We start from the raw sequence: 24,287 nt of genomic DNA, 5'->3' as shown, positions 1-24,287 counted from the left end.
TAGGGGCAATATGGTGACGCGAAAGGCGCTCGTGCGGCCGATCTTCAAGCACGCGCCTCAATTCAAGCAACGATCAAACATCCGCAACAAACTGCGTACCGCGTTGTTCTCTCTTGCATATGAATGAGAAGCACCGAGGGTGCGCATGTCGCGAGCGGCGCCATCGCGTGACGAAAAACTGACGCAAAAAGTGCCAGCCGCACAAAAATGACGCGATCCCTTTTGAGCAGATGGATGTCACGACGTGACTTTCGGCGTGCGCGATGGGTTCAATCGAAATAATCGGCGCTGCCCATGTCGTTCGAGTCGCGTTTTCCGATTCTCTGTAGCGCGCGCGTTCATCAAAGCCAGTTCGGGTGTGTGCGATGAGATGGGACGATTCGCCTTAGAGAACCGCCTCGATCAATCAGCCTCAGGTTGGTTGTTACCGGCGGAGGATTTGGCCCTGCCGAGATCTGAAACTTGGGACGCGGATTGCGCGCCGGCTTCGATAAACCCAAATAATGGTTGCTGCCGCGCAACGATTGTTGCGTGACCGCAACAGTAAGCGAACTTCTGGTTAATGGAACCGGCTGCCTCTTGCGTGCGCCGCTTTTTAGCCACACCCCTCAATGAAACCATTTCTTTCTTAAGCTGATTAGCCTCAGCGCCGGTGCAGGTGACGGGAATTGCTCCCGGGACCGACAGGGAGATGGCTGAGGAAACAGGTTTGCGCGGATGGACACCAAGACCGACATCAAGAAGAGGTTGCCGAGCCGTCACGTGACGGAGGGGCCGGAGCGCGCCCCCCATCGGTCGTACCTCTACGCGATGGGGCTGACCACCGAGCAGATCCACCAGCCCTTCGTCGGCGTCGCGTCCTGCTGGAATGAGGCGGCGCCCTGCAACATCTCGCTGATGCGCCAGGCGCAGGCTGTCAAGAAGGGCGTCGTCGCCGCTGGCGGCACCCCGCGGGAATTCTGCACCATCACCGTTACCGATGGCATCGCCATGGGCCATGACGGCATGCGCTCGTCGCTGCCTTCAAGAGAATGCATCGCCGATTCGGTCGAGCTGACTGTTCGGGGCCATGCCTACGACGCCCTCGTCGGGCTCGCCGGGTGCGACAAGTCGTTGCCGGGCATGATGATGGCCATGGTCCGGCTCAACGTGCCCTCCATCTTCATCTATGGTGGCTCGATCTTGCCGGGTAATTTCCGCGGCCAGCAGGTCACGGTGCAGGACATGTTCGAGGCCGTCGGCAAGCACTCGGTCGGCGAAATGTCGGATGCCGATCTCGACGAAATCGAGCGGGTGGCGTGCCCGTCGGCGGGCGCGTGCGGCGCACAATTCACCGCTAACACCATGGCGACGGTATCCGAGGCGATTGGTCTGGCGCTACCGTATTCGGCGGGCGCGCCAGCGCCTTACGAGATTCGCGACGCGTTTTGCGCCGCCGCCGGCGAGAAGATCCTGGAGCTGATCGCAGCCAACATCCGGCCGCGCGATATTGTCACCCGCCGCTCACTGGAGAACGCTGCCGCCGTGGTCGCCGCCTCGGGTGGGTCGACCAATGCTGCATTGCACCTGCCCGCTATCGCGCATGAGTGCGGCATAAAGTTTGACTTATTCGACGTCGCCGAAATCTTCAAAAAGACACCATATGTCGCGGATTTGAAGCCGGGGGGCCGTTATGTTGCCAAAGACATGTTCGAGGTTGGCGGCATTCCGCTTCTGATGAAGACGCTGCTCGACAATGGCTACCTACACGGGGATTGCATAACCGTCACGGGCCGTACGATCGCCGAAAACCTCAAGAGCGTGAAATGGAATCCGCACCAGGATGTGGTGCGGTCCGCCGACAACCCGATCACCGTCACGGGAGGCGTTGTCGGGCTGAAGGGTAATTTGGCGCCGGAGGGTGCGATCGTGAAGGTCGCGGGCATGTCGAAGCTGAAGTTTACTGGTCCTGCCCGGTGCTTTGACCGCGAGGAAGACGCCTTCGATTCGGTCCAGAAGAAAACCTACAAAGAGGGCGACGTCATCGTGATCCGCTATGAGGGGCCGCGCGGCGGTCCCGGCATGCGCGAGATGCTCTCGACCACGGCGGCGCTGACCGGGCAGGGGATGGGCGGCAAGGTCGCCCTGATCACCGATGGCCGGTTCTCCGGCGCCACCCGCGGCTTCTGCATCGGCCATGTCGGGCCGGAGGCGGCCGTGGGCGGACCGATCGCCCTGTTGCAGAATGGTGACATTATCGAGATCGACGCCGAGGCCGGCACTCTTAACGTAAAATTGACCGACGCCGAGCTCGCCGATCGTAAAACCAAATGGGTGCCCCGACCGACAAATCATACGTCGGGTGCTCTGTGGAAGTATGCCCAACAGGTTGGGCCGGCGGTGGACGGGGCTGTGACCCATCCGGGCGGTGCGCACGAGAAACAGTGTTATGCGGACATCTAGGCGTATCATTCTTGCGTTGATGCTGGGCGCCGCGCCGGTGGCGGCTCCCGGATTCGCATTCGATGGCGCACCGGTTAAACCGGATGCCGCGCTGCCGTTGATGAACCAGCCGGCCGCCGCGCAGGCCGTCACGGCCCAGGCCCTGAAGAAGGTTCCGCCGGCGTCCACGACGGCCACGCCGGTTGCCGCGCCCTCGCTGACATCGCTGCAATACGCCGCCGAAGGCGGTCATCCCGTCGCGCAGTGGAAGCTCGGGCGCATGTATGCCGACGGCGACGGCGTCGTGCAGGACGATCTGCGCGCCTTCGAATATTTCAGCCGCATCGCCAATGCGCATGCCGAGGACAGCCCGTCGGCGCCGCAGGCGACGATCGTCGCCAACGCCTTCGTGGCGCTGGGACGCTACTACCTGAACGGCATCCCGAACTCGAAGGTCAAGCCGGACACGGAGCGTGCGCGGGAGATGTTCTCCTATGCCGCGTCCTATTTCGGCAATGCGGATGCGCAGTACGATCTGGCGCGGCTTTACCTGAAGACGCCGGACGCCTCGCGGGATGATTTCCGCTACGGCGCGCGCTGGCTTGGGTTGGCTGCCCAGAAGGGCCAGCACCAGGCGCAGGCGATGCTCGGCCAGATGCTGTTCAACGGCGACCGCCTGCCGCGGCAGCCTGCGCGTGGCCTGATGTGGCTGACGCTGGCGCGCGACAACGCGGCTCCCGACGAGACCTGGATCCGGGAAAGCTACAACCGCGCCTTCGCCAAGGCCTCTGACGACGACCGCGCGATGGCGCTGCAGATGCTCGAACACTGGGTGCAGGGCAAGCGCGACTGACGTCGCGCTGCTGTAGGGTGGGCAAAGGCGCAACGCGCCGTGCCCACCATCTCTCCAAACCGCTGGCACTTGTGGTGGGCACGCTTCGCTTTGCCCACCCTACGATTCTGCGCTGAGACCAATCACCCTCGACATCAGTAATTGCCGCACTCGGCAGCGGCGGCTACGCCGTCTCCAGATCGAAGTCCGCCCACACCGGCACGTGGTCTGACGGCTTCTCCCAAGCGCGGACGTAGCTATCGATGCCGACATGGGCGAGCCGGTCGCTGGCTTGCGGCGACAGCAGGAGATGATCGATTCTCAGGCCCCAGTTCTTCTGCCAGCACCCCGCCTGATAGTCCCAGAAGGTGTAGAGGTTCGGTTCGTCGGTCACCGCGCGCAGCGCGTCCGTCAGCCCGAGGCCGAGGAGAGACTGGAAGGCCTCGCGGGTCTCGGTGCGGAACAGCGCGTCGTTGGTCCAGGCGGCGGGGTTATAGACATCGCGAGCGGCCGGAATGACGTTGAAGTCGCCTGCGAGCACCAGCGGCTCTTCCGCCTTAAGTCGCTCCTTCGAATACTCAAGAAGCCGCGACATCCATTTGAGTTTATAGGGATATTTGTCGGTATTCGGCGGGTTTCCGTTGGGCAGATAGAGGCAGGCGATCCGCATCACGCCGGTCTTCAGGGTCACCACACCCTCCAGGAACCGGGCATGGGCGTCCTCATCGTCGCCGGCAAGGCCCGATTTGGTCTCGTCGAACGGCAGTTTGGACAAGAGCGCCACGCCATTGAAGGTCTTTTGGCCGTGGGTGACGACATTATAGCCGAGCGCCTCGATCTCCAGCCGCGGGAATGCCTCGTCCGTGCATTTGATTTCCTGCAGACAGGCAATATCCGGCGAGCACTCCTTGAGCCAGATCAGCAGGTGCTCGATCCGCTGCCGGATCGAATTGACGTTCCAGGTGGCAATGCGCATGAAAAGGGGCCCCGGCTGACGCATGATCCCGGCGACGCCGGTTTTTCATGCTCGAATACGAAACGGTAACTACACATTTTCCGGCAGTGGCATACCATGTGCAGGAAGGCTGTGATAACCGTTTAGAAATAAGGCGCAAAAGTCGCCGTCAAGGGGCCGGAGAAGTTCGTCCCGTCCTTTGAGGACGGTGAGCGTGAAAAAAATTATGAAGAAGCGTAGCCTGATCGTTCTTGTCGGCGCCATCGCCATTGCCACGGCGGCCGGCTTTATCACCCGCTCCTCGTGGATGGGCGGCAGCAGCAGCGCTCAGGGCCCGCAGCGGCCGCGGACGGTTTCGGTCGAGCTGGCAAAGGCCGAGCGCAAATCCATGCCCGTCGATGTCGATGCAATCGGCATGGTGACGCCGATCTCCAGCGTCGCGCTGAAGTCGCGGTTGGAGACCATGATCGTCGCAGTTCATTTCCAGGACGGCGCCAAGGTCAACGAAGGCGATTTGCTGTTCACGCTGGACAGCCGCCAGATCGACGCGCAGATCGAGCAGGCCGAGGGCGTGCTCGCCAGGGACCAGGCGCAGCTCGAAGGCGCGCAGCGCGACCTCCGCCGCTTCAACGATCTCGTCGCCAAGGGCGCCACCACGCAGGTCAATGTCGACAATGCCAAGACACAGTCCGACATCCTGACCGGCACCATCAAGGCCGACCAGGCGGCGCTCGATAATCTCAGGGTCCAGAAAAGCTACACCACGATCCGCGCGCCAGTCACGGGCCGTATCGGTGCCGCCAATGTGAAGGTCGGCAATTTCGTGCGGCCGGCCGACAGCACTCCACTGGCGGTCATCAATCAGATGGCGCCGGTCTATGTGACGTTCTCGGTGCCGCAGCGTGTGCTGGTGGATCTGCGCGAGGCGATGGCCAAGGGCGTCTCCAGCGTGACCGCCACCATCCCGGGCTCTCAGCATTCCGAGAGCGGCAAGGTCGCGATGGTCGAGAACACCGTCGATCAGACCACCGGCATGGTCACCGTGCGCGGCATCATGAGTAACGAGAACGAGGCGTTGTGGCCGGGGACGCTGGTCGCGACCAAGCTGATCATTCGAAGCGAGGACTCGGTGGTGGTGCCGACGGTTGCGGTCCAGCGCAGCCAGAGCGGCAACTTCGTGTTCGTGGTCAAGGACGGCGTGGCCAAGGTGCAGGCCGTCAAGGTCGATCGCACCGCGCAGGGCATGTCGGTGATCTCGGAAGGGCTCGCCGGCGGCGAGGACGTGGTGGTCGACGGCCAATTGCTGCTGTCGGACGGAACGCGGGTCGAGCCGCGGGCCAAAAAGGCCGGGGCCTGAGCCATGACGCTCTCCGAACTCTGCATCCGCCGCCCGGTCATGACGACGCTGATCACGGCGTCGATCATCGCGTTCGGCATCTTCGGCTTCCGTCTGTTGCCGGTATCGGCGCTGCCTCGGGTGGATTTCCCGACCATCGCGGTGACCGCGACCTTGCCGGGCGCGAGCGCGGATACGATGGCGGCCTCGGTCGCCGGCGTTATCGAGCGCCAGCTCTCGACGGTCGCCGGCATCTCCTCGATGTCGTCGAACTCGTCGCAGGGCACCAGCACCATCACCATCCAGTTCGATCTTAACCGCAACATCGATGCCGCGGCGCTGGATGTGCAGACCGCGCTGACGATCGCGCAGCGCCGTTTGCCGGTCGAGATGATCATCCCGCCGAGTTTCCGCAAAGTGAACCCGGCCGATTTCCCGGTGCTGTTCGTCGTGCTCAACTCGTCGACGCTGCCACTGTCGACCGTCCACGAATATGCCGACATTACCATCGGCCAGACGCTCTCGCAGATTCCGGGCGTTGCCCAGGTCAGCGTCTACGGCGCGCAGAAGTTCGCCATTCGTGTCCAGGCCGATCCTGAGGCCGCCGCGGCGCGCGGGCTGTCGCTTGAGGATATCAGGACGGCAGTGTCCCGCGCCAATTCCTCGACCCCGGTCGGCACGCTGAATGGGCCGAAGCAGGACGTCGCGCTGCAGGCATCCGGCCAGATGGATAAGGCGATGGACTATCGCCAGATCGTCGTGGCCTGGCGCAACGGTGCCCCGGTCAAGCTGGACGAGGTCGCGCGGATCTATGACAGCGTCGAGAACGAACGGATCGCGAGCTGGCTCAACAACGACCGCGCCATTGTGCTCGGCATCCAGAAGCAGCCGGACGCCAATACGGTGGCGGTGGTCGATTCCATTCTGGCCAAATTTCCGGCGTTGCGGGCGCAGATCCCGCCATCGGTGTCAATCAACGTCTTGATGGACCGCTCGATATCGATCCGTCAGGCGGTGGCCGACGTCGAGGAAACGCTTTTGATCGCGATCGGACTGGTTATCCTGGTGATCTTCCTGTTCCTGCGCTCGGCGTCCGCGACCTTCATTCCGGCGCTCGCGGTTCCTATTTCGCTGTTCGGGACCTGCGCGGTGATGTACGCGCTCGACTATTCCATCAACAACATGACACTCTTGGCGCTGACGCTGTCGGTCGGCTTTGTGGTCGACGACGCCATCGTCATGCTGGAAAACATCGTCCGCCACATCGAGCATGGCATGCGGCCGTTCGAGGCCGCGCTAAAGGGCGCGCGCGAGATCGGCTTCACCATCATCTCGATCACCTTCTCGTTGATCGCCGTGTTCATTCCGGTGCTCTTGATGGGTGGCATTGTCGGTCGCGTGTTCCGCGAATTCGCCGTGACGATTTCGGTCGCGATCCTGGTGTCAGGGTTCGTGTCGTTGACGCTGACGCCGATGCTGTGCGCCCGGGTGTTGCGCGCCCATGATGCGACCAAGCGGCCGAACATCGTGCTCCGCACCTTCGAGAAGATGTTCGAATCCTGGCTGCGCGCCTATGAATGGACGCTCGACTGGGTGCTGGCGCGAAAGTTCCTGATGCTGATGGTGACGCTGGCCACCCTTGGCGGCACCGTCTATCTCTACATGATCGTGCCGAAGGGCTTCTTTCCGCAGGAGGACACCGGCTTCCTGATCGGCGTCACCGAAGCTGCCACCGATACTTCCTTCGAGGCAATGAAGGAGCGGCAGCTCGCTCTGATCGATGTGCTGAAATCCGATCCTGCAATTGACTACATCAACTCCACCGTTGGCGCCGGCGGGCCGAATCCGACCGCCAATTACGGTCGGCTGTTCATTGCGTTGAAGCCGAAAAAGGAGCGCGATAATCTCAACACTATCATTGCCCGGCTACGCCTCAAGTCACGCGCGATTCCGGGCATCCAGGCGTTCTTCCAGCCGATCCAGAACCTCAATATCGGCGGCCGCATTTCCAAGAGCCAGTACCAGTACGTGATGCAGAGCGGCGACACCGAGTCGCTTTATCGCATTGCGCCTGAGATGCGCGACAAGATCGAGAAGCTCCCGGGCCTGCTCGACGTCACCACCGACCTCTACATCAAGAACCCTCAGATGACGGTCGATATCGACCGCGAGAAGGCGGCGGTCTACGGCGTCACCGTCGATCAGGTGCGCAACCAGCTCTACAACGCCTATGGCTCGCGCCAGATCGGCACTATTTACATGCCGTCGAACGATTACCAGATCATCCTGGAAGTGCAGCCGCAGTTCCGGGTCGATCCGTCCGATCTCTCTAAGCTCTACATGAAGACCCAGAATGGCCAGACCATCCCGCTGTCGGCGGTGGCAAAGCTGGTTCCGACGGTCGGTCCGCTGCAGATCAATCACCAGGCGCAGCAGCCGGCGGTGACGATCTCCTTCAATCTGGCGCCTGGCGTTTCGCTGGGCTATGCGGTCGACAAGATCACCGAGCTGGAGCAGGCCGCGAATCTGCCTGCGACGATCGCCACCAACTTCTCGGGCACCGCGCAGGTGTTCCAGGATTCGCTGCGCGGGCAGGGCGTCTTGATCCTCGCTGCCGTGTTCGCCGCCTTCGTCATCCTCGGCATTCTCTACGAGAGCTTCATCCACCCGATCACGATCATCTCGGGCCTGCCGTCGGCCGGCATCGGCGCGATCCTGACTCTGATGATGTTTGGCATGGAGATGTCTGTCATCGCCATGATCGGCATCGTGATGCTGGTCGGCATCGTCAAGAAGAACGCCATCATGATGGTGGATTTTGCGCTCGAGCGCCGCCGCGTCGGCCTCAGCGCCGAGCACGCGATCCGGGAAGCGGCGCTGCTTCGCTTCCGTCCAATCATGATGACGACGTTCGCTGCGATCTTCGGCACACTGCCGATTGCGCTCGGAGCGGGCGCCGGCGCCGAACTGCGCCAGCCGCTTGGCGTTGCCGTGGTCGGCGGCCTTTTCCTGTCGCAACTCTTGACGCTCTACATCACGCCGGTCGTCTATATCTATCTCGACCGCGTCGATCGCCGCTTGCGGCGCAAGCTCGAACCGCAATTGGCCGAGACCGGTGAGGAGGAGCGGCCGCGCGTGGTCGCCGCCGAATGATGGCAATCGGGCAGGCACTCCGTTCTGCATCGCGGTGCATCGCGATCGCCGTGGCGCTCGCGTGGATAACGGTGCCGGTCGAGCGGGCGAGGGCGGACGAGCCGATCGAGATCTTCGACGCCCACCTGCACTACAATTGGGAGCCAAAGCCCTATTACAGCGTCGACGAGGTGCTGGCGCTGTTTAGGAAGCACCGCGTCACCGGCATCCTCGCCACCAGCCGACCGAACACCGGCACGCATGCGCTGATGGAAGCCAAGCCCCAGGACCTGCAGATCGTCCCGTTCATCCGCCCGTACCGCGTGCGCGCGGACATTCAGACCTGGTTCGGCGATCCCTTCATCTTCGACCTCGTGCAGGACGAGTTCAAACGCGGCTATTACCGCGGCATCGGCGAGTTCCACATTTCGGGCAAGGCAGCGGAAAGCGAATGGGTGAAGAAGACCGTCGACTTCGCAGTCGAGCACGATCTTTATCTGCATGCCCATGCTGATGACGTGGCCGTCGAAATCCTGATGCGGCATAATCCGCGCGCCCGCATCATCTGGGCGCATACCGGCTTCGGCCTGTCGACCGACCGCGTCGCGGAGATGCTCACAAAGTATCCGAAGCTATGGGGCGAACTGTCCTATCGCGGCGGCATCACCAATGGCAGCGGCAAGCTGACCGACGAATGGCGCGCGCTGTTCGAGCGTTTCCCGGACCGTTTCCTGCTCGGCTCCGACACCTGGATCAACGAGCGCTGGCAGAGCTACGGCGAGATCGTGGCCGGCTATCGCGCGTGGCTTGCGCAGTTGCCGCCCAAGGTCGCGGCGCAGATTGCCAATGGGAATGCGAAGGCCTTGTTCGGTTTTGGCCACTAAGCCGTGTAAGTGTCAACTCCTGCGCATCGCCGATTGGAGCCCATGGCAATCACGGCGCTCGTTTTTGTCCGATCAGCTCGAATTGAAACTTCTGCTCGTCACTCAGCGTAGAATAGAAGTCTTCCAGCGCATCGCTCACCAGATTGATGGCTTGTTGCATGGTACCGAGCCGACCATCCACCGCGGCGAGGCGATCCGGTAGCGTGATCGCATCTTTCGGCGGCTGACATTCATAGCTCAGCATCTCGACAGCTCTGGCGCTGGCACGTTGCATCCGCTCAAGCGCGCTGCGTTGGGCATCGGTCGGGTGTAGCCTGGCCTCGATCTCGCCAGCCGGCCATTGCAACGCGGTCGGCAGGGACGCTTCGCAGCCCTGGGCCGGCGTCTTCATGGCGCCGTTTGCGGATGCCGTCTTGAGCTGATCATCAGCGAGTGCGTTGAGCCGTGCTTTCTGTTCGTCATTCAGTAAATCATAAAGGTCCCATAGCAGCGGCTGCAAGGATATTACTGCACTGAGAATAGCCGCAGTGCGCTGCTGCATCAGGGCCAATCGGGCCGGGGCCGTTGATGCGGGCTGCGTCGGACAAGTTGCCTGAATGACCTGAGCGGCCGAGTTCGATGCGTCGGCAAGCCGGTCCAGCGCAGCCCGCTGCGCCTCGGTCGGCTGGATCACCCGCTGAATCTGATCAATGGCGAGACCGGTAATCTCGCGACCGGCATCACCGCAGAGCTGCTGCAGCGGCGGAGTCCTCCGTTCTCCTCGGCCGGAAGAGGGCGGTGCCATATAAGCCGCTAGTTCATCACTGCCGTAAGGCCCAAAAACTCCGGCATAGATGTCGGGGTAGCCATAGTCCCAGAAGCCCATACCATCGCCGAAGATGGCGTAACCAAGAATATCATTGTAGGCGAACGGCCAGAACAGCGGCCCAACCCAGCCATATCCGTCATGGCCATGCGACCACCACCCGTTTGTAGTGCTTCGGTCACCATAGTGAGCAAGTGCGGCAGTCGCGGCGATCTGCCTGCGTGCCGCGGGATCAGTGAATAGCCTGCCAACAACCAACTCCTCCTCGCCGGAAGGCTGGCTCGTCGCGGACGGGATGTTTTGTAAGGCGACGGGAGCACTTTTTAAAGCGACGGGAGCGTTTTTGGCCCGACGGACGTGCACCCGGCGGTGATGCGCGGGGCCGCGAAACAGCCCTGGCGCCAACACGCGGGCGAACGCGGATTTCACGGTGCCAAGTGGGCCGAGACCAAAATGTCCGCGCTGTTTCGCAGTGGCGGCACTCGACAGCGCGGTCACCAGTACCACAGCGATTACTGTAACGCAGAACTTCGACATGGCACCTCCCGTGCCAAGCCTTGGCCGCCTCACTTATGACGCCGTACAGGACCGAAAGTTCCTTGCAGCAATCATGCCTCGGATAACTGACGTCGTGGCGGATAGCGCTCAATCCGCAAACTGTCCGGCTGCCTTGATGATCGGTGCCCAGCGATCGACCTCGCTGATCAGTTTTGCCTTCAGCGCTTCCGGCGTCGCTTCGTTCTGCGGTACGGGTTCGGTGTTGATATCATTGAACCGCTTCACCAGGTCAGGGTCGCGCAGCGCTTCCTGCAGCGTCTTGGCGAGCTTCTGGACGATGTCGTCGGGCGTGCCCTTCGGCGCATAGATGCCGTGCCAGGCGCCGACTTCAAAACCCTTCAGGCCGGCTTCGTCGGCGGTCGGCAGATCGGGCATCGAGCCAAGCCGGGTTTTCGTCGTGATGGCGTAGCTCTTGATCAGTTTTGACGCGATCGGCGCTGTCGTGTTGGTGGTCTGGTCGCAGGAGAGGTCGATCTGCTTGGCGATCAGATCGTTCATCACGGGCGCATTGCCCTTGTAAGGCACAGTGAGGATCTCCTTGCCGACCGCCGTCATGAACAGCATGCCGCAGAGATGCGAGGCGGCGCCCAGGCCCGCATTGCCGAAAGTCATCTTGTCGCCATTGGCTTTCATGTAGGTGATCAGCTCTGCGAGCGTGTTCGGCGGCAAGTCCGGACGGCCGATGATCGTCATCGGCGCGTTAGTGACAAGGCCGATCGGCGCAAACGCGGTCTTGGTGTCGTAGGGCAGCTTGCGGTACAGCGTCGCCGCCGTGGAGATGCCGATGTGGTGGATCAGCAGTGTGTAGCCATCCGGTTCGGCGCGGGATGCCCGCGTGGCCGCGATCGTGCCGCCGGCGCCGGTTGCGTTTTCGATGATGATCGTCTGTCCCAGGATTTTCGACATCGACTGCGCCGTCACCCGCGCCACCGTGTCGGTCGCGCCGCCGGCAGCGAAGGGGACCAGCAACGTGATCGGCCGGCTTGGATAGTTTTGCGCGAGGCCTGCGGAACTGACCATCGCGAACGCGAGCGCAAGAATGCCGGTCTTCTTGATGTGCATTGGCATGTGCATTGGCGTCTCCCTGAGTTCTTGTTGTGATCAATGTCGCGGGCATTTTTGCCTCACGACTTATCCACCATACCAGCGACCCTGTCACACGTTGGAACTATGGATCGCGTCCACGACGGCCTGGGTGACATCCTTGGTTGTTGCCGTGCCGCCGACGTCAGGCGTGGTGATGCCGGCGCCCGTGACCTTCTCCACGGCGCGCATCAGTCGCGCCGATGCCTCGGCCTCCCCGAGATGATCGAGCATCTGCGACGCCGTCCAGAAGCTGGCGACCGGATTGGCGATGCCCTTTCCGGTGATATCGAACGCCGAACCGTGGATCGGCTCGAACATCGAGGGAAAGCGCCGCTCGGGATCGATGTTCGCGGTGGGAGCCACGCCGAGGCTGCCGGCCAGCGCGCCGGCGAGGTCGGACAGGATATCGGCGTGCAGGTTGGTCGCGACGATGGTGTCGAGGCTCTGTGGCTTCAGCGTCATCCGCACCGTCATCGCATCGACCAGCATCTTGTCCCAGGTGACGTCAGGGAACTCTTTGGAGACCTCCTCGGCGATCTCGTCCCACATCACCATGCCATGCCGCTGTGCGTTGGACTTGGTCACGACGGTGAGCAGCTTGCGCGGCCGCGACTGCGCGAGGCGGAACGCATAGCGCATGATGCGCTGGACGCCGACGCGGGTGAAGACGGCGACTTCAGTGCCGACTTCCTCCGGCAGCCCGCGATGCACCCGCCCGCCGCAGCCGGCATATTCGCCTTCGGAGTTCTCCCGCACGATCACCCAGTCGAGGTCGTCGGGGCCGGCATGGCGCAGCGGCGAGATGATGCCGGGCAGGATACGTGTCGGGCGCACATTGGCGTATTGATCAAAGCCCTGGCAGATCGGCAGGCGCAGGCCCCACAGCGTGATATGATCGGGGACATCAGGCGCGCCGACCGCGCCGAAATAGATCGCGTCGAATTTCTTCAGCGTGGCGAGGCCGTCCGCCGGCATCATCACGCCGTGCTTGCGGTAATAGTCGGAACCCCAATCGAAGGTTTCGACGTTGAACTTCACATCGCCGAGGCGCTTCTGAAGAGCTTCGAGCGTCTGCACGCCGGCGGCGATAACCTCAGGGCCGATACCATCGGCTGGGATGGCCGCGATCGAATATTCACGCATCGAAATCTCCTTGGATGGGCCGACGCTCTATCCCCGTCATTGCGAGCGCAGCGAAGCAATCCATGGCGCCGCAAGTGGAGAGGTGGATTGCTTCGCTGCGCTCGCAATGACGGGGGCCCAGCGGGCCTTACTCTCCGGCCATCCTGCGGCTGCCGCCGCCCATCGGCAACCGTCTCGCGTTTATACAAAAAATTGATATAATCCCGTTCGGGAGGAACGATGGATCTTCATCACCTACGCTGCTTCGTGGCGGCGGCAGAAGAGTTGCATTTTGGCCGGGCTGCGCAGCGGCTTGACATGCTGCCGTCGGCGCTGGGCCGCTTCATCCGGTTGCTGGAAGATGATCTCGGCACGCGGCTGATGACGCGCACGACGCGCAGCGTCGCGCTGACCGAGGACGGCGCGGTGCTGCTAAAGGAAGCGCGGGCGCTGCTCGCGCAGGCCGACGCGCTGGCCGGCCAATTCCGCACGCGCGGACGGAAGCGGGCGGCGATCATCCGTGTCGGCGCCATCGACAGCGCCGCCGCGGGGCTGTTGCCGCACCTGTTGCACGATTTTCGGAAGCGCCAGCCCGATGTCACCGTGCAACTGGTCGAGGACAAGACCGTGCGCCTCTTGCCGCGGCTGTTGTCCGGCCGGCTCGATCTCGCCTTCGTGCGGCCGCCGCAGCGGCCCGACAAGCGGCTGGAGTTTCTGTTTCTGCTGCACGAGACCGCCGTCGTCGCGGTGGCCGAGCGTCATCCGTTGTCACAGCGCAAGCGCGTGACCATTGCCGATCTCGAAAACGAGCCGCTGATCGTACCCGAACGTCGCTCGCGCCCGCACAGCCACGACCTCACCATGAAACTGTTCGCCGAGGCGGGACGCGAGGCGCACGTCGCGCAGATCGCCGACGAGAAGCAGACCATCGTCAACCTCGTTTCCGCCGGTCTCGGCGTTGCCATCGTGCCGCGCTGGACGTCGCGCATGGCCACGCGCGGCGTTCGCTTCATCCGCCTCGCAGCCTCCGACATGAACAAGCTGCCGCTCGCAGCGGCCTTCACCCGCGGCACACGCGATCCGGTGCGGGATGATGTTCTGGCAATGTTGAAAGCCGATCTGCCGCGCTACGCGCGCGAGGCGTAGAATGGGCGAAACCAATTGGCGCGACGGGCAGGACGATGCAAGCCTCGGGCAAAACATGTCGCGAGATCGCGAACTCATACTCCATGGTCGTCACCCGCGAAGGCGGGTGACCCAGTATTTCAGAGACTTCAGTGACAGGATCGATAAGCCGCGGCGTACCGGATCCCCCGCCTGCGCGGGGGATGACAGTCGAATGTTGCGTCGCTATTTCAGCGTCATTGCGAGCGCAGCGAAGCAATCCATCTAGCCCGAGCTGAGGCGTGGATTGCTTCGCTGCGCTCGCAATGACGAGGATGGGCCGTTGCGTATCGTCTCAGATCGAAAAGCTCGTCCCGCAACCACACGAGGCGGTCGCGTTCGGATTGACCACGCGGAACGACGCGCCGATCAGATCGTCGACGAAATCGACTTCGGAGCCGGCGAGGAACGGCACCGAAGCCGGATCGACCAGGACCACCGCGCCCTCGCGCGCGATCACGAGGTCGTCTTCGGCCTTGGCGTGGTCGACATCGAATTTGTACTGGAAGCCGGAGCAGCCGCCGCCCTCGACCGAGATGCGCAACATGGCGCCGTCGCCTTCGCCCTTGAGGATTTCGCCGATGCGGCGGGCGGCCCGCTCGCTGACGGTGATGGCAGCAGTCATGACAATCGTCTCCGGCCCCGTCATACCCAATTCATTTGGTATGGCGCGTTAGACATAGTTAAGTGCGTAATGTCGCGGAATCAAATGGATAAGGACTAAAAAATCGTGCCGGTCGGAATGGCTGCCCCCCGTGCGCCTTATGGCTGCGACCCTGATTCCAGCCGCGGCCGGCTGTTTTCGGAGCCGCCGAGCCGGACCCGCAGCCCGTTCCGGCGCGATTGCGACCGGGTGATCCATTCCACCGCCTTCCGCCGCCTCAAGCACAAGACGCAGGTGTTCGTGTTCCACGAGGGCGACCATTACCGCACGCGGCTTACACATTCGCTTGAAGTGGCGCAGATCGCCCGCGCGCTGGCCCGCCAGCTCGGCCTCGACGAGGACCTCACCGAAACGCTGGCGCTGGCCCATGACCTCGGTCACCCACCGTTTGGACATGCCGGCGAACGGGCGCTCGACAAATGCTTGAAAGCCCATGGCGGCTTCGACCACAACGCGCAGGCCCTGCGGGTGGTGACCTCGCTGGAGCACCGCTATCCCGAATTCGACGGGCTGAATCTGACCTGGGAATCGCTCGAAGGCATCGTCAAGCACAACGGTCCTCTCACGGAGCGGAGCGGGGCTGCGGCCGGACCCTATCGCGATAGCGGGATTCCCGTCGGCATTGCCGACTTCAACGCAAAATTCGATCTGGAGCTGTGGAGCTACGCTTCGCTCGAGGCGCAGGTCGCCGCCTTCGCCGACGATATCGCATACGACGCCCATGACATCGACGACGGCCTGCGCGCCGACCTCTTCAGCGTCGACGATCTCAAGGTGATGCCGCTCACCGACGCGATCATCGCCGAGATCGACCGGCGCTATCCCAAGCTCGACGACGCCAGGCGCGGCGCGGAACTGGTGCGCGAGCTGATCTCCTACATGATCGGCGCCGTCATGTCGGAGGCGAACAGGCGCCTCGCCGCAGCGAAGCCGCAATCAGCCCATGACATCCGCCACCACCATCAGCCGCTGGTCGCCTTTCCGCCCGCGGTTGCGGAGGAGGAGGCGGCGATCAAGGCGTTCCTGAAACAGCACATGTACCGCCACCACCGCGTCATGCGGGTGATGGGCGAGGCGGAAGGCATCCTGTTCGACCTGTTCGCGCGCTACCAGGCCTCCCCGGGAGACCTGCCGCCCGAATGGGTCGAGGGTACCGAACGCGAGAGCGAGGGGGAGCGGGCGCGCCGGATCGGCAATTTCATCGCCGGAATGACCGACCGTTTCGCCCTGATGGAGCACCAAAGGCTTTTTGACTCGACCCCGGATTTGCGTTAGGCGGCGGCATGTCCGACAAGCCAGCTTCCCAACACCTGTTTGCCGACGCGCTGGCGCGCGTGCAGGCGATCTGCGCCGCGCTCGCGGCCGACGGCCAATGGCCCGCCGGCACCGATTTCTCCCGCGTCGTGGTCGAGCCGCCGCGCGATGCGAGCCATGGCGACATGGCGACCAATGCCGCGATGGTGCTGGCCAAGGACGCCAAGATCAAGCCGCGCGACCTTGCCGAAAAAATCGCGGAAAAGTTGCGCGCTGACGATCTGGTCGCCTCCGTCGAGGTCGCCGGACCCGGCTTCATCAATCTCACCCTGAAGCCTGAGGTCTGGGCCGACGAGCTGCGCACCGTGCTGCGCGAAGGCGTGTCCTACGGCAAAGGCGCGGTCGGCCACGGCGGAAAGGTCAATGTCGAATATGTCTCGGCCAATCCGACCGGGCCGATGCATGTCGGCCACTGCCGGGGCGCCGTATTCGGCGATGCGCTGTGCGGTCTGTTGCAATTCGCAGGCTTCGACGTCACGCGCGAATATTACATCAACGATGCCGGCGCGCAGGTCGACGTGCTCGCGCGCTCGGCATTCCTGCGCTACCTCGAAGCGCTTGGCGAGATCATCGGCGAGATTCCGGAAGGGCTTTACCCCGGCGACTATCTCGTTCCGGTCGGGCAGGCGCTCGCTGCCGAGCATGGCGACAAACTGAAGGCGATGCCGGATACGGCGTGGCTGCCGATCGTGCGCGCCAAGGCGATCGCCATGATGATGGACATGATCAAGGGCGATCTCGCCGCGCTCAACATCAAGCATGACGTGTTCTTCTCGGAGCGGTCGCTGGTCGAGACTGGCAATAACAAAGTCACCGAGACTATCGATTTCCTGCGCGCCAAGGGCGACATCTACGAAGGGCGCCTGCCGCCGCCAAAAGGCAAGCCGGTCGAGGACTACGAGGACCGCATCCAGACGCTGTTCCGCGCCACAGCCTATGGCGACGACGTCGATCGTCCGCTGATCAAGTCGGACGGCTCATATACCTATTTCGCGTCTGACATCGCCTATCACAAGAACAAGGTCGATCGCGGCTTTCTCGATATGATCGACGTGTTTGGCGCCGATCATGGCGGCTACATCAAGCGCATGCAGGCGGCGGTGAAGGGCGTCAGCGATGGCAAGGCCGCGCTCGACATCAAGGTCGTGCAGCTCGTGCGTCTGTTGCGCGCCGGCGAACAGGTGCGGATGTCGAAGCGCTCCGGCGATTTCGTCACGCTGCGCGAAGTGGTCGACGAAGTCGGGTCCGATGCGGTGCGGTTCATGATGCTGTTTCGCAAGAACGACGCCGTGCTCGATTTCGACCTTGCGAAGGTGCTCGAACAGTCGAAGGACAATCCCGTCTTCTACGTGCAGTACGGGCACGCCCGCGGTCATTCAATTTTCAAAAATGCCCGCGAGGTGGTCCCCGGTCTGCCGGAGGACGATGCTGTGAGACGCGATTGGCTGGGTTCGGCCCCGGTCGAGCGGCTGACAGATCCGGCCGAAGTGGACCTTTTGAAGCGATTGGCGCTCTATCCCAGAATGATCGAGGCGGCGGCGGTCGCGCATGAGCCACACCGAATCGCTTTTTATCTATATGATTTGGCCAGTGAATTTCATGCGTTGTGGACTAAAGGGCGGGATTTGCCCTATTTACGCTTCATTATGACTAATGATGCAGAAATCACGAGGGCGCGACTGGCGATGGTACAGGGCGTCGTCTCGGTTCTGGCATCGGGCTTAGCCGTTCTCGGCGTCCACGCTCCGACCGAGATGCGGTAGGCAGGGGCGTAGGCCTTCACGGATGGGGGTTCGTGGGGGTATCTGGCAGGGGCCGCTCGTCATGGATCATTTGACATGGCGGGTTGGCGCTGTCCCGTAGGGGATGCATCATCACGATGGCTGATCGATATCAGAACCAACATTTTCCCTCCGCTGCCGACCAGGCTCGCGGCGAGAACGATCCGCTTGCCGAACTCGCTCGGCTGATCGGGCAAACCGATCAATTCGGGAGCGCGCCTGCCAAACCTGCGCCGCACCCGCTGCAGTCGCGGGCCAATCTACGTCCGCCGCAATATGATCCGCCCGCAGAAGATATCGACACGCCGCCGAGCCCGCCGAGCTGGATGCAGCGGGCGCGTCAGGAAACCACTCCGCCGCCGCCGCTGCCATCACCGCTGCCGGAAGATTACGACAACGAGCGGGATTACCAGCCGCAGCCGGTGCATCCCTTGCATCGCTATTCGGCCAAGCAGGCGCCCGCTCAGGACTATTACGACGACGCTTCGCAGCAACACGAGGCTCCACAACAATATGCCGACGAGCCACAGCAGCAGGATCCGTCGCGTTACGACGATGCGCTGTATGGCCGGCTCGAAAACGGCGAGCAGGACTATCAGCGCGATCCGGCCTATCCGAACGATCCCTATGCCTACCAGGGCGATGACTATGAGGAAGAGCCCGAGCCGAAGAAGCGCTCGAGCGGGCTGATAACGGTCGCTGCGGTGCTGGCGCTGGCCGTAGTCGGGACGGGCGCCGCCTTTGCCTACCGCACCTATGTCGGTTCGCCGCGCAGTGGTGAGCCGCCGATCATCAGGGCCGACAACAGCCCGACCAAGGTGATGCCCGCGCCATCAGACGGAGGTGCTGCCAAAACGCCTGACCGTATGGTGCCCGGCGATGGTGGTGAAAAACTGGTGTCGCGCGAAGAGACGCCGGTCGATGTCAATGCGAGGTCCGGCGGACCGCGCGTGGTGTTTCCGCCGCTCAATCAGAACAGCAGCCCGCCGCCGGTCGCGAGCGTCTCTCCGACCGGTCCAGCGCCTGCATCAGGTGCGAATGGCACGATGCCGAACAACGAGCCGCGCCGGATCAAGACGCTCGCGGTCAAGGGTGATCCCGCGGACAATGGCGGCATTCCGGCTGGCGCGACCGCGCCGCCGCCGAAGCCAATGACGCGAAGCGCCGCCGCTGTCCCTCCGCCGGCGGCCCCATCCCCGTCGCCCGCCGCCTCGCCGTCGCGTAACCCCGCCTCGGCCAATGCCAGCGCCAACGGGCCGATGTCGATCGCACCGCAGGCTGATCCCGCGCCGTCGCCATCACCGACCCGGATGGCCGCGACCAATCCGACTCAGCCAGCCACTCCGTCAGGTGGTGGTTATCTGGTTCAGGTCTCCTCGCAGAAGAGTGAAGCCGACGCGCAGGCGGCCTATCGCGCGCTGCAGGGCAAGTACCCGAGCGTGCTGGGGGCGCAATCGTCGATGGTGAAACGCGTCGATCTTGGCGAGAAGGGCGTCTATTACCGCGCCTTCGCCGGCCCGTTCGGCTCGTCCGAAGAGGCGGCGCAGGTCTGCAACAGCCTGAAATCCGCCGGCGGACAGTGCTTCGTCCAAAGGAATTAACGGCGGTTTCCTTGACCCGGGGGCTGCGGGGGGCCTAATCGGCCCCCATGACAAGCCGCGCATTCATTACAGGCGTATCGGGACTGGAACTGACGGCCACGGAACGCGAGTTCATCCGTGGCGAGCTGCCATGGGGCTTGATCCTGTTCAAACGCAATATCGAGACGAAGGATCAAGTATCTGATCTTGTTGATGAATTTCGAAGTCTCGTCGGTGAGGCGGATGCGCCGGTCCTGATTGACCAGGAAGGCGGGCGGGTGGCGCGGCTCGGGCCGCCGCACTGGCCGGTCTATCCGGCCGGCGCCACCTTCGGCGCGCTCTATGATCTCGACAAGGCGCTGGGGCTAAGAGCGGCGTGGCTCAGTTCGCGCCTTATTGCGGCCGACCTGATCGACCTCGGGATCACCGTCGACTGCCTGCCGCTGGCGGACGTGCCGGTGGCCGGCGCGGACGCCGTGATCGGCAACCGGGCCTATGGAACCGAACCGGCAAAGGTCGCGTCGGTCGCCCGGGCGGTCACCGGGGGGCTGGAGCAGGGCGGCGTGCTGCCCATCCTGAAGCACATTCCCGGCCACGGCCGTGCCACGGCAGATAGCCATTTCCGCCTCCCGACCGTTGATACCCCGCGGGAAGAGCTGGAACAGACCGATTTTGCCGCCTTTCAACCGCTCGCGGACCTGCCGATGGCCATGACCGCACATGTTGTGTTTAGCGCGATTGACCCGGTCCAACCCGCGACGACATCTGCGACAATCATCCGTCAGGTGATTCGCGGCGTAATTGGGTTCCAGGGCTTGTTGATGAGTGACGACGTGTCGATGAACGCCCTGGCGGGATCGATCGCCGAGCGGACCCGCGCCATCGTCAATGCCGGCTGTGACATGGTCCTGCATTGCAACGGCAAGCTCGACGAGATGCGCGATGTGGCGCGCGAGACGCCGGAGCTGACGGGCGAGGCTTTGGAACGCGCCAGGCGGGCGCTGGCCTTGCGAAAGCAGCCCGAGCCGTTCGACCGGCAGGCGGGGCGGGCTGAACTTGAAGCGTTGATGGATCGGGTAGGAACGGCATGACGGCTGAGATTCTATCGTTTGAGACCGGACGGCCCGCCGAGATCACCGAAGGCGAGCCGGCGCTGGTCGTCGACGTCGAGGGCTATGAGGGCCCGCTCGACCTGCTGCTCACGTTGGCGCGGCAGCAGAAGGTCGACCTCGCCAAGATTTCGATCCTGGCGCTGGCCGACCAGTATCTGAACTTCATCGAGGCGGCGCGAAAAATCCGCCTCGAGCTTGCGGCCGACTACCTCGTGATGGCGGCCTGGCTCGCGTTCCTGAAATCGCGGCTGCTGCTGCCCGAGCCGGCAACGCCCGACGGGCCGAGCGCCGAGGAAATGGCGACAGCGCTTGCCAATCGGCTGCGCCGGCTCGAGGCGATCCGCGAGGCCGCCAACCGCCTGATGAACCGGCCGCAGTTCCAGCGCGATATTTTCCCGCGCGGCAATCCTGAAACGATCGCCGAGATCAAGCACCCCAAATTCACGGCCACACTGTTCGACCTGCTCACCGCCTATGCCGCGCAGCGTCAGCAGCGCGTGCTGGCGACCGTGCATCTTGCCAAGCGCACGGTGTGGTCGCTCGCCGAAGCGCGCGCCTCGCTGGAGCGCCTCGTCGGCATGGCCGAGTCTGAGGAGTGGAGCTGCCTCGACGATTACCTGCTGACCTACGTGGTCGATCCCTCTCAGCGGGCGACGGTGTTCGCATCGAGCTTTGCCGCAGCCCTCGAACTGGTGCGGGAAGGTGAGATGGAGCTGAACCAGAAAGAGGCGTTCGCGCCGCTGTATTTTCGTAAGCGCCCGCCGCAGGCAGCGGTGCCCGCGCCGGATCTGACGGTCGAGTAAGTGGAAGGAGACCTAGCCATGGCAAGCCTGGCGGAAAAACGCATGGAAGATGCCGAGGATCATCCCATCGACCAGAATACCGATCAGGCCGCGCGGCCCGAGGAATTGCGGCTTCTCGAAGCGCTGTTGTTTGCTTCCGCCGAACCGATCGATCAGGCAGCGCTCGCCAAGCGCATGCCCGACGGGGTCGACGTCAAGGCAGCACTGGCACAGCTGCAGGCGGAATATGCCCCGCGCGGCGTCAATCTGGTGCGTGTCGCCAACAAATGGACCTTCCGTACGGCCGGCGACCTGTCGTGGCTGATGACGCGCGAAAGCACGGAGACGCGGCGCCTGTCGCGGGCGGCGATCGAGGTGCTTGCGATCATCGCCTATCACCAGCCGGTGACGCGGGCCGAGATCGAGGAGATCCGCGGCGTGGTCACATCAAAGGGAACGCTGGACGTGCTGCTTGAAACCGGCTGGATCCGCCCACGCGGCCGCCGCAAGACACCGGGCCGGCCGCTGACCTTCGGCACCACGGAAGCGTTCCTCTCCCAATTTAGCCTGGAAGCGCTGAGCGACCTGCCGGGCCTGGAGGAGCTGAAGGGTACGGGGCTACTGGATTCGCGGCTACCCTCCGGCTTCAGCGTTCCGACGCCGTCCGATGACGTCGCGCTGCGCGAGGACGAGGATCCGCTGGAGGCTGGAGATAATCTGGAACTGCTGCTCGCACCGGCCGCCGAGCCTGAAGAAGGCAGCGGAAACTAGTTCCGAGGTCCCGCCGGCCATACGCTCAGGCGGGGTTAATGATAGCCATATTACGTAGCCGCGACAGCGATTTGCCGCGGCGGGGTCCTTGTTTTTGACACCTCTCAGGCCTACCTTCCGCCCAAGCTTAGGCCGGAAGCCGGCCATCTCTTTTGGAGGAGTTGCAGGATGGGTTCGCTTAGCATTTGGCACTGGATCGTCGTGATCGCAGTGGTCCTGCTGCTGTTCGGCCGCGGCAAGATATCGGATCTGATGGGCGATGTCGCAAACGGCATCAAGGCCTTCAAGAAGGGCATGCAGGACGACGAGAAGGCGCCTGAGAAGCCCGCCGAGCCGATGAAGGCCATCGACCACAATACCGCGCCAGCGCCGACCGCAGCGCGGACGGATGTCGGCAGCAAGGCTGTCTGAACCAGGCAGCTTGAGCCGGGCGTCGGTTGAAAGACGCCGGTTGAGAAAAGGCGCGGGCTGCTGCTCCAATTCTTGGCTATGATGGCTTGGGGCGCGGACGTCTCGCGCGAGCGGAAGAATTCATGTTCGATATCGGGTGGAGTGAACTGGTCGTCATCGCGGTTGTCGCGCTGATTGCCATCGGCCCGAAAGAACTGCCGGGCGTGCTGCGCATGGTCGGGCAATGGATGGGCAAGGCGCGCAAGATGGCCGCCGAATTCCAGGGCCAGTTCCAGGAAGCCATGCGCGAGGCCGAAATGGCCGACCTCAAGAAGAGTTTTGACGAGGTCAAGGACACCGCGACGGCGCTGTCCCCTGGCAACCTCATGACCTCCCTGCAGAAGGACGTCGACAACGCCCTGCAGATCAGCGGGCCCGACAAGCCCGCCATTCCGGAAGTCAACGACGCGCAGGTCGCGTCTGCGGTCGGCGAACCCGTCACCCCGACGACGCCGGCTGCTCCGACGCCGGAGACCTTCGTCGAAGCCGAGGCCCATCCGGCAGCCTCCGAGCCGCTTGCGATTACGCGTGAAGTTCAGGCCCCGGTCCAGCAGGACGTCGCACCACCGGCGCCTGACATTCTCAAGGACGCCAAAGCGTCATGACCATCGAAGATATAGAGGCCAGCAAGGCGCCATTGATGGATCATTTGATCGAGCTGCGCTCGCGGCTGATCAAGGCGCTGCTCGGCTTCGGCATTGCTTTCATCTTCTGTTTCTTCTTCGCCAAGCAGATCTACAACGTGCTGGTCTGGCCGTTCGTCTGGATCGCGGGCGCCGAGAATTCGAAATTCATCTACACGGCGCTGCTCGAATATTTCCTCACGCAGTTAAAGCTCGCGCTGTTCGGCGCCGCCTTCATCTCATTCCCGATCGTGGCGACGCAGATCTACAAGTTCGTGGCGCCGGGCCTCTACAAGCACGAGCGCAACGCGTTCCTGCCTTATCTGATCGCAACGCCCTTCTTCTTCGGGCTCGGCTCGCTCCTGGTCTATTTCGTCGTGATGCCGATGCTGGTGCGGTTCTCGCTCGGCATGCAGCAGATGGGCGGCGACGAGAGCGCGCAGATCCAGCTATTGCCCAAGGTCGGCGAATACCTGTCGCTGATGATGTCGCTGATCTTCGCCTTCGGCGTCGCGTTCCAACTACCGGTCATCCTGACGCTGCTGGGGCGGATCGGCATCATTACCTCCCAGCAGCTTCGCGAGAAGCGGCGCTATTTTATCGTGATCGCCTTCGTCATCGCCGCCGTTCTGACGCCGCCCGACGTCATCAGTCAGGCCTCGCTCGCGATCCCGCTGATGGCGCTCTACGAGGGCGCGATTGTCGCCGTCCGCATGGTGGAAAAGAAGGCGAGCGCCACGCAGGCGTCCACTACGCCGCCCTCCGCCAGCCCGCCGCCGGAAGCCAATCCGGCGGAATAGGCACCATTCTGCTCTCCGATTGGCCGTCATTCCCCGCGAAAGCGGGGAATCCAGTACGCCGAGGCCTCTCGATTGATGGCTGCTGCTCTGGAATACTGGATCACCCGCTTTCGCG

The 24,287-nt window shown here is 63.2% G+C and carries 20 protein-coding genes; 15 read left to right on the top strand and 5 right to left on the bottom strand.

Features of this window, described 5'->3' with window-relative positions; genetic code table 11:
* Window positions 1-717: 717 nt before the first annotated feature.
* Window positions 718-2,442, top strand: coding sequence for a dihydroxy-acid dehydratase (gene ilvD / locus J6524_RS03760; RefSeq protein ID WP_225669004.1), 1,725 nt, complete (start codon window positions 718-720; stop codon window positions 2,440-2,442).
* Complete coding sequence (locus tag J6524_RS03755; protein ID WP_225669003.1) at window positions 2,429-3,274, top strand: tetratricopeptide repeat protein; 846 nt, start codon at window positions 2,429-2,431, stop codon at window positions 3,272-3,274. The genes ilvD and J6524_RS03755 overlap by 14 nt, the downstream gene beginning before the upstream one ends.
* Window positions 3,275-3,437: 163 nt before the next feature.
* On the opposite strand, the gene xth is transcribed toward J6524_RS03755, so the two are convergent.
* Complete coding sequence (gene xth / locus J6524_RS03750; RefSeq protein ID WP_225669002.1) at window positions 3,438-4,229, bottom strand: exodeoxyribonuclease III; 792 nt, start codon at window positions 4,227-4,229, stop codon at window positions 3,438-3,440.
* A 205-nt stretch (window positions 4,230-4,434) separates the two neighbouring features.
* On the opposite strand from xth, the gene J6524_RS03745 reads away from it, so the two are divergent.
* Genes J6524_RS03745 through J6524_RS03735 form a run of 3 tightly spaced genes read left to right on the top strand, consistent with a single transcriptional unit; the run spans window position 4,435 to window position 9,560 of the window.
* Window positions 4,435-5,565 carry an efflux RND transporter periplasmic adaptor subunit gene (locus J6524_RS03745; protein ID WP_225669321.1) on the top strand — a complete coding sequence of 377 codons (1,131 nt, stop codon included), beginning with the start codon at window positions 4,435-4,437 and terminating at the stop codon, window positions 5,563-5,565.
* A 3-nt stretch (window positions 5,566-5,568) separates the two neighbouring features.
* The gene (locus J6524_RS03740; RefSeq protein ID WP_225669001.1) at window positions 5,569-8,697 is read left to right on the top strand and encodes an efflux RND transporter permease subunit; all 3,129 of its coding nucleotides are present in this window, start codon (window positions 5,569-5,571) and stop codon (window positions 8,695-8,697) included.
* A gap of 50 nt (window positions 8,698-8,747) precedes the next feature.
* Entirely contained in the window at window positions 8,748-9,560 is an 813-nt protein-coding gene (locus J6524_RS03735) for an amidohydrolase family protein (RefSeq protein ID WP_225669000.1), read from the top strand.
* Window positions 9,561-9,609: 49 nt separating this feature from the next.
* On the opposite strand, the gene J6524_RS03730 is transcribed toward J6524_RS03735, so the two are convergent.
* The 3 genes from J6524_RS03730 to J6524_RS03720 all read right to left on the bottom strand — a co-directional run bounded on the left by J6524_RS03730 (window position 9,610) and on the right by J6524_RS03720 (window position 13,152).
* Window positions 9,610-10,902: a Spy/CpxP family protein refolding chaperone gene (locus J6524_RS03730; protein WP_225668999.1), complete on the bottom strand. Its 1,293-nt coding sequence runs from the start codon at window positions 10,900-10,902 to the stop codon at window positions 9,610-9,612.
* Between the two features lie 108 nt (window positions 10,903-11,010).
* On the bottom strand, window positions 11,011-11,991 hold the full coding sequence (locus J6524_RS03725; protein WP_225669320.1) for a tripartite tricarboxylate transporter substrate binding protein BugD: 981 nt from the start codon (window positions 11,989-11,991) through the stop codon (window positions 11,011-11,013).
* An 87-nt stretch (window positions 11,992-12,078) separates the two neighbouring features.
* Window positions 12,079-13,152, bottom strand: coding sequence for a tartrate dehydrogenase (locus J6524_RS03720; RefSeq protein WP_225668998.1), 1,074 nt, complete (start codon window positions 13,150-13,152; stop codon window positions 12,079-12,081).
* 219 nt (window positions 13,153-13,371) lie between these two features.
* Between J6524_RS03720 and J6524_RS03715 the strand changes: the two genes are divergently transcribed.
* Window positions 13,372-14,277, top strand: coding sequence for a LysR family transcriptional regulator (locus J6524_RS03715; RefSeq protein WP_225668997.1), 906 nt, complete (start codon window positions 13,372-13,374; stop codon window positions 14,275-14,277).
* Window positions 14,278-14,590: 313 nt separating this feature from the next.
* Here the strand turns inward: J6524_RS03715 and erpA are convergent, their stop codons facing one another.
* Complete coding sequence (gene erpA, locus J6524_RS03710; RefSeq protein ID WP_225668995.1) at window positions 14,591-14,920, bottom strand: iron-sulfur cluster insertion protein ErpA; 330 nt, start codon at window positions 14,918-14,920, stop codon at window positions 14,591-14,593.
* A gap of 105 nt (window positions 14,921-15,025) precedes the next feature.
* Here erpA and J6524_RS03705 point away from each other — a divergent pair, with 105 nt between their 5' ends.
* The 9 genes from J6524_RS03705 (at window position 15,026) to tatC (ending at window position 24,172) form a co-directional block, all read left to right on the top strand.
* Window positions 15,026-16,234, top strand: a complete 1,209-nt coding sequence (locus J6524_RS03705; RefSeq protein ID WP_225668994.1) for a deoxyguanosinetriphosphate triphosphohydrolase — start codon at window positions 15,026-15,028, stop codon at window positions 16,232-16,234.
* 8 nt (window positions 16,235-16,242) lie between these two features.
* Complete coding sequence (argS, locus tag J6524_RS03700) at window positions 16,243-18,036, top strand: arginine--tRNA ligase (protein ID WP_225668993.1); 1,794 nt, start codon at window positions 16,243-16,245, stop codon at window positions 18,034-18,036.
* Between the two features lie 116 nt (window positions 18,037-18,152).
* Complete coding sequence (locus tag J6524_RS03695; protein WP_225668992.1) at window positions 18,153-19,655, top strand: SPOR domain-containing protein; 1,503 nt, start codon at window positions 18,153-18,155, stop codon at window positions 19,653-19,655.
* A gap of 47 nt (window positions 19,656-19,702) precedes the next feature.
* A complete protein-coding gene (gene nagZ / locus J6524_RS03690) occupies window positions 19,703-20,725 on the top strand; it encodes a beta-N-acetylhexosaminidase (RefSeq protein WP_225668991.1) in 1,023 nt (340 codons plus the stop codon).
* Complete coding sequence (locus J6524_RS03685; RefSeq protein ID WP_225668990.1) at window positions 20,722-21,549, top strand: segregation and condensation protein A; 828 nt, start codon at window positions 20,722-20,724, stop codon at window positions 21,547-21,549. The genes nagZ and J6524_RS03685 overlap by 4 nt, the downstream gene beginning before the upstream one ends.
* 18 nt (window positions 21,550-21,567) lie before the next feature.
* A complete protein-coding gene (gene scpB, locus J6524_RS03680; RefSeq protein ID WP_225668989.1) occupies window positions 21,568-22,299 on the top strand; it encodes an SMC-Scp complex subunit ScpB in 732 nt (243 codons plus the stop codon).
* A gap of 168 nt (window positions 22,300-22,467) precedes the next feature.
* On the top strand, window positions 22,468-22,710 hold the full coding sequence (locus J6524_RS03675) for a twin-arginine translocase TatA/TatE family subunit (protein ID WP_225668988.1): 243 nt from the start codon (window positions 22,468-22,470) through the stop codon (window positions 22,708-22,710).
* A gap of 122 nt (window positions 22,711-22,832) precedes the next feature.
* Complete coding sequence (gene tatB / locus J6524_RS03670; protein WP_225668986.1) at window positions 22,833-23,354, top strand: Sec-independent protein translocase protein TatB; 522 nt, start codon at window positions 22,833-22,835, stop codon at window positions 23,352-23,354.
* Complete coding sequence (gene tatC, locus J6524_RS03665) at window positions 23,351-24,172, top strand: twin-arginine translocase subunit TatC (protein WP_225668984.1); 822 nt, start codon at window positions 23,351-23,353, stop codon at window positions 24,170-24,172. Before tatB ends, tatC begins: the two co-directional genes overlap by 4 nt.
* Window positions 24,173-24,287: the final 115 nt, after the last annotated feature.

This window comes from Bradyrhizobium hereditatis (assembly GCF_020329435.1).
GTDB classification, from domain to species: Bacteria; Pseudomonadota; Alphaproteobacteria; order Rhizobiales; family Xanthobacteraceae; genus Bradyrhizobium; species Bradyrhizobium hereditatis.
Note: the sequence above shows the minus strand (reverse complement) of the source record. Positions and strands in the feature narration are given on the sequence as shown.

Coding starts and splice junctions, on each gene's coding strand:
- ilvD (WP_225669004.1), top strand. CDS start 718: ATGGACACCAAGACCGACATCAAGAAGAGGTTGCCGAGCCGTCACGTG.
- J6524_RS03755 (WP_225669003.1), top strand. CDS start 2,429: ATGCGGACATCTAGGCGTATCATTCTTGCGTTGATGCTGGGCGCCGCG.
- xth (WP_225669002.1), bottom strand. CDS start 4,229: ATGCGCATTGCCACCTGGAACGTCAATTCGATCCGGCAGCGGATCGAG.
- J6524_RS03745 (WP_225669321.1), top strand. CDS start 4,435: ATGAAGAAGCGTAGCCTGATCGTTCTTGTCGGCGCCATCGCCATTGCC.
- J6524_RS03740 (WP_225669001.1), top strand. CDS start 5,569: ATGACGCTCTCCGAACTCTGCATCCGCCGCCCGGTCATGACGACGCTG.
- J6524_RS03730 (WP_225668999.1), bottom strand. CDS start 10,902: ATGTCGAAGTTCTGCGTTACAGTAATCGCTGTGGTACTGGTGACCGCG.
- J6524_RS03725 (WP_225669320.1), bottom strand. CDS start 11,991: ATGCCAATGCACATCAAGAAGACCGGCATTCTTGCGCTCGCGTTCGCG.
- J6524_RS03720 (WP_225668998.1), bottom strand. CDS start 13,152: ATGCGTGAATATTCGATCGCGGCCATCCCAGCCGATGGTATCGGCCCT.
- J6524_RS03715 (WP_225668997.1), top strand. CDS start 13,372: ATGGATCTTCATCACCTACGCTGCTTCGTGGCGGCGGCAGAAGAGTTG.
- erpA (WP_225668995.1), bottom strand. CDS start 14,920: ATGACTGCTGCCATCACCGTCAGCGAGCGGGCCGCCCGCCGCATCGGC.
- argS (WP_225668993.1), top strand. CDS start 16,243: ATGTCCGACAAGCCAGCTTCCCAACACCTGTTTGCCGACGCGCTGGCG.
- J6524_RS03695 (WP_225668992.1), top strand. CDS start 18,153: ATGGCTGATCGATATCAGAACCAACATTTTCCCTCCGCTGCCGACCAG.
- nagZ (WP_225668991.1), top strand. CDS start 19,703: ATGACAAGCCGCGCATTCATTACAGGCGTATCGGGACTGGAACTGACG.
- J6524_RS03685 (WP_225668990.1), top strand. CDS start 20,722: ATGACGGCTGAGATTCTATCGTTTGAGACCGGACGGCCCGCCGAGATC.
- scpB (WP_225668989.1), top strand. CDS start 21,568: ATGGCAAGCCTGGCGGAAAAACGCATGGAAGATGCCGAGGATCATCCC.
- J6524_RS03675 (WP_225668988.1), top strand. CDS start 22,468: ATGGGTTCGCTTAGCATTTGGCACTGGATCGTCGTGATCGCAGTGGTC.
- tatB (WP_225668986.1), top strand. CDS start 22,833: ATGTTCGATATCGGGTGGAGTGAACTGGTCGTCATCGCGGTTGTCGCG.
- tatC (WP_225668984.1), top strand. CDS start 23,351: ATGACCATCGAAGATATAGAGGCCAGCAAGGCGCCATTGATGGATCAT.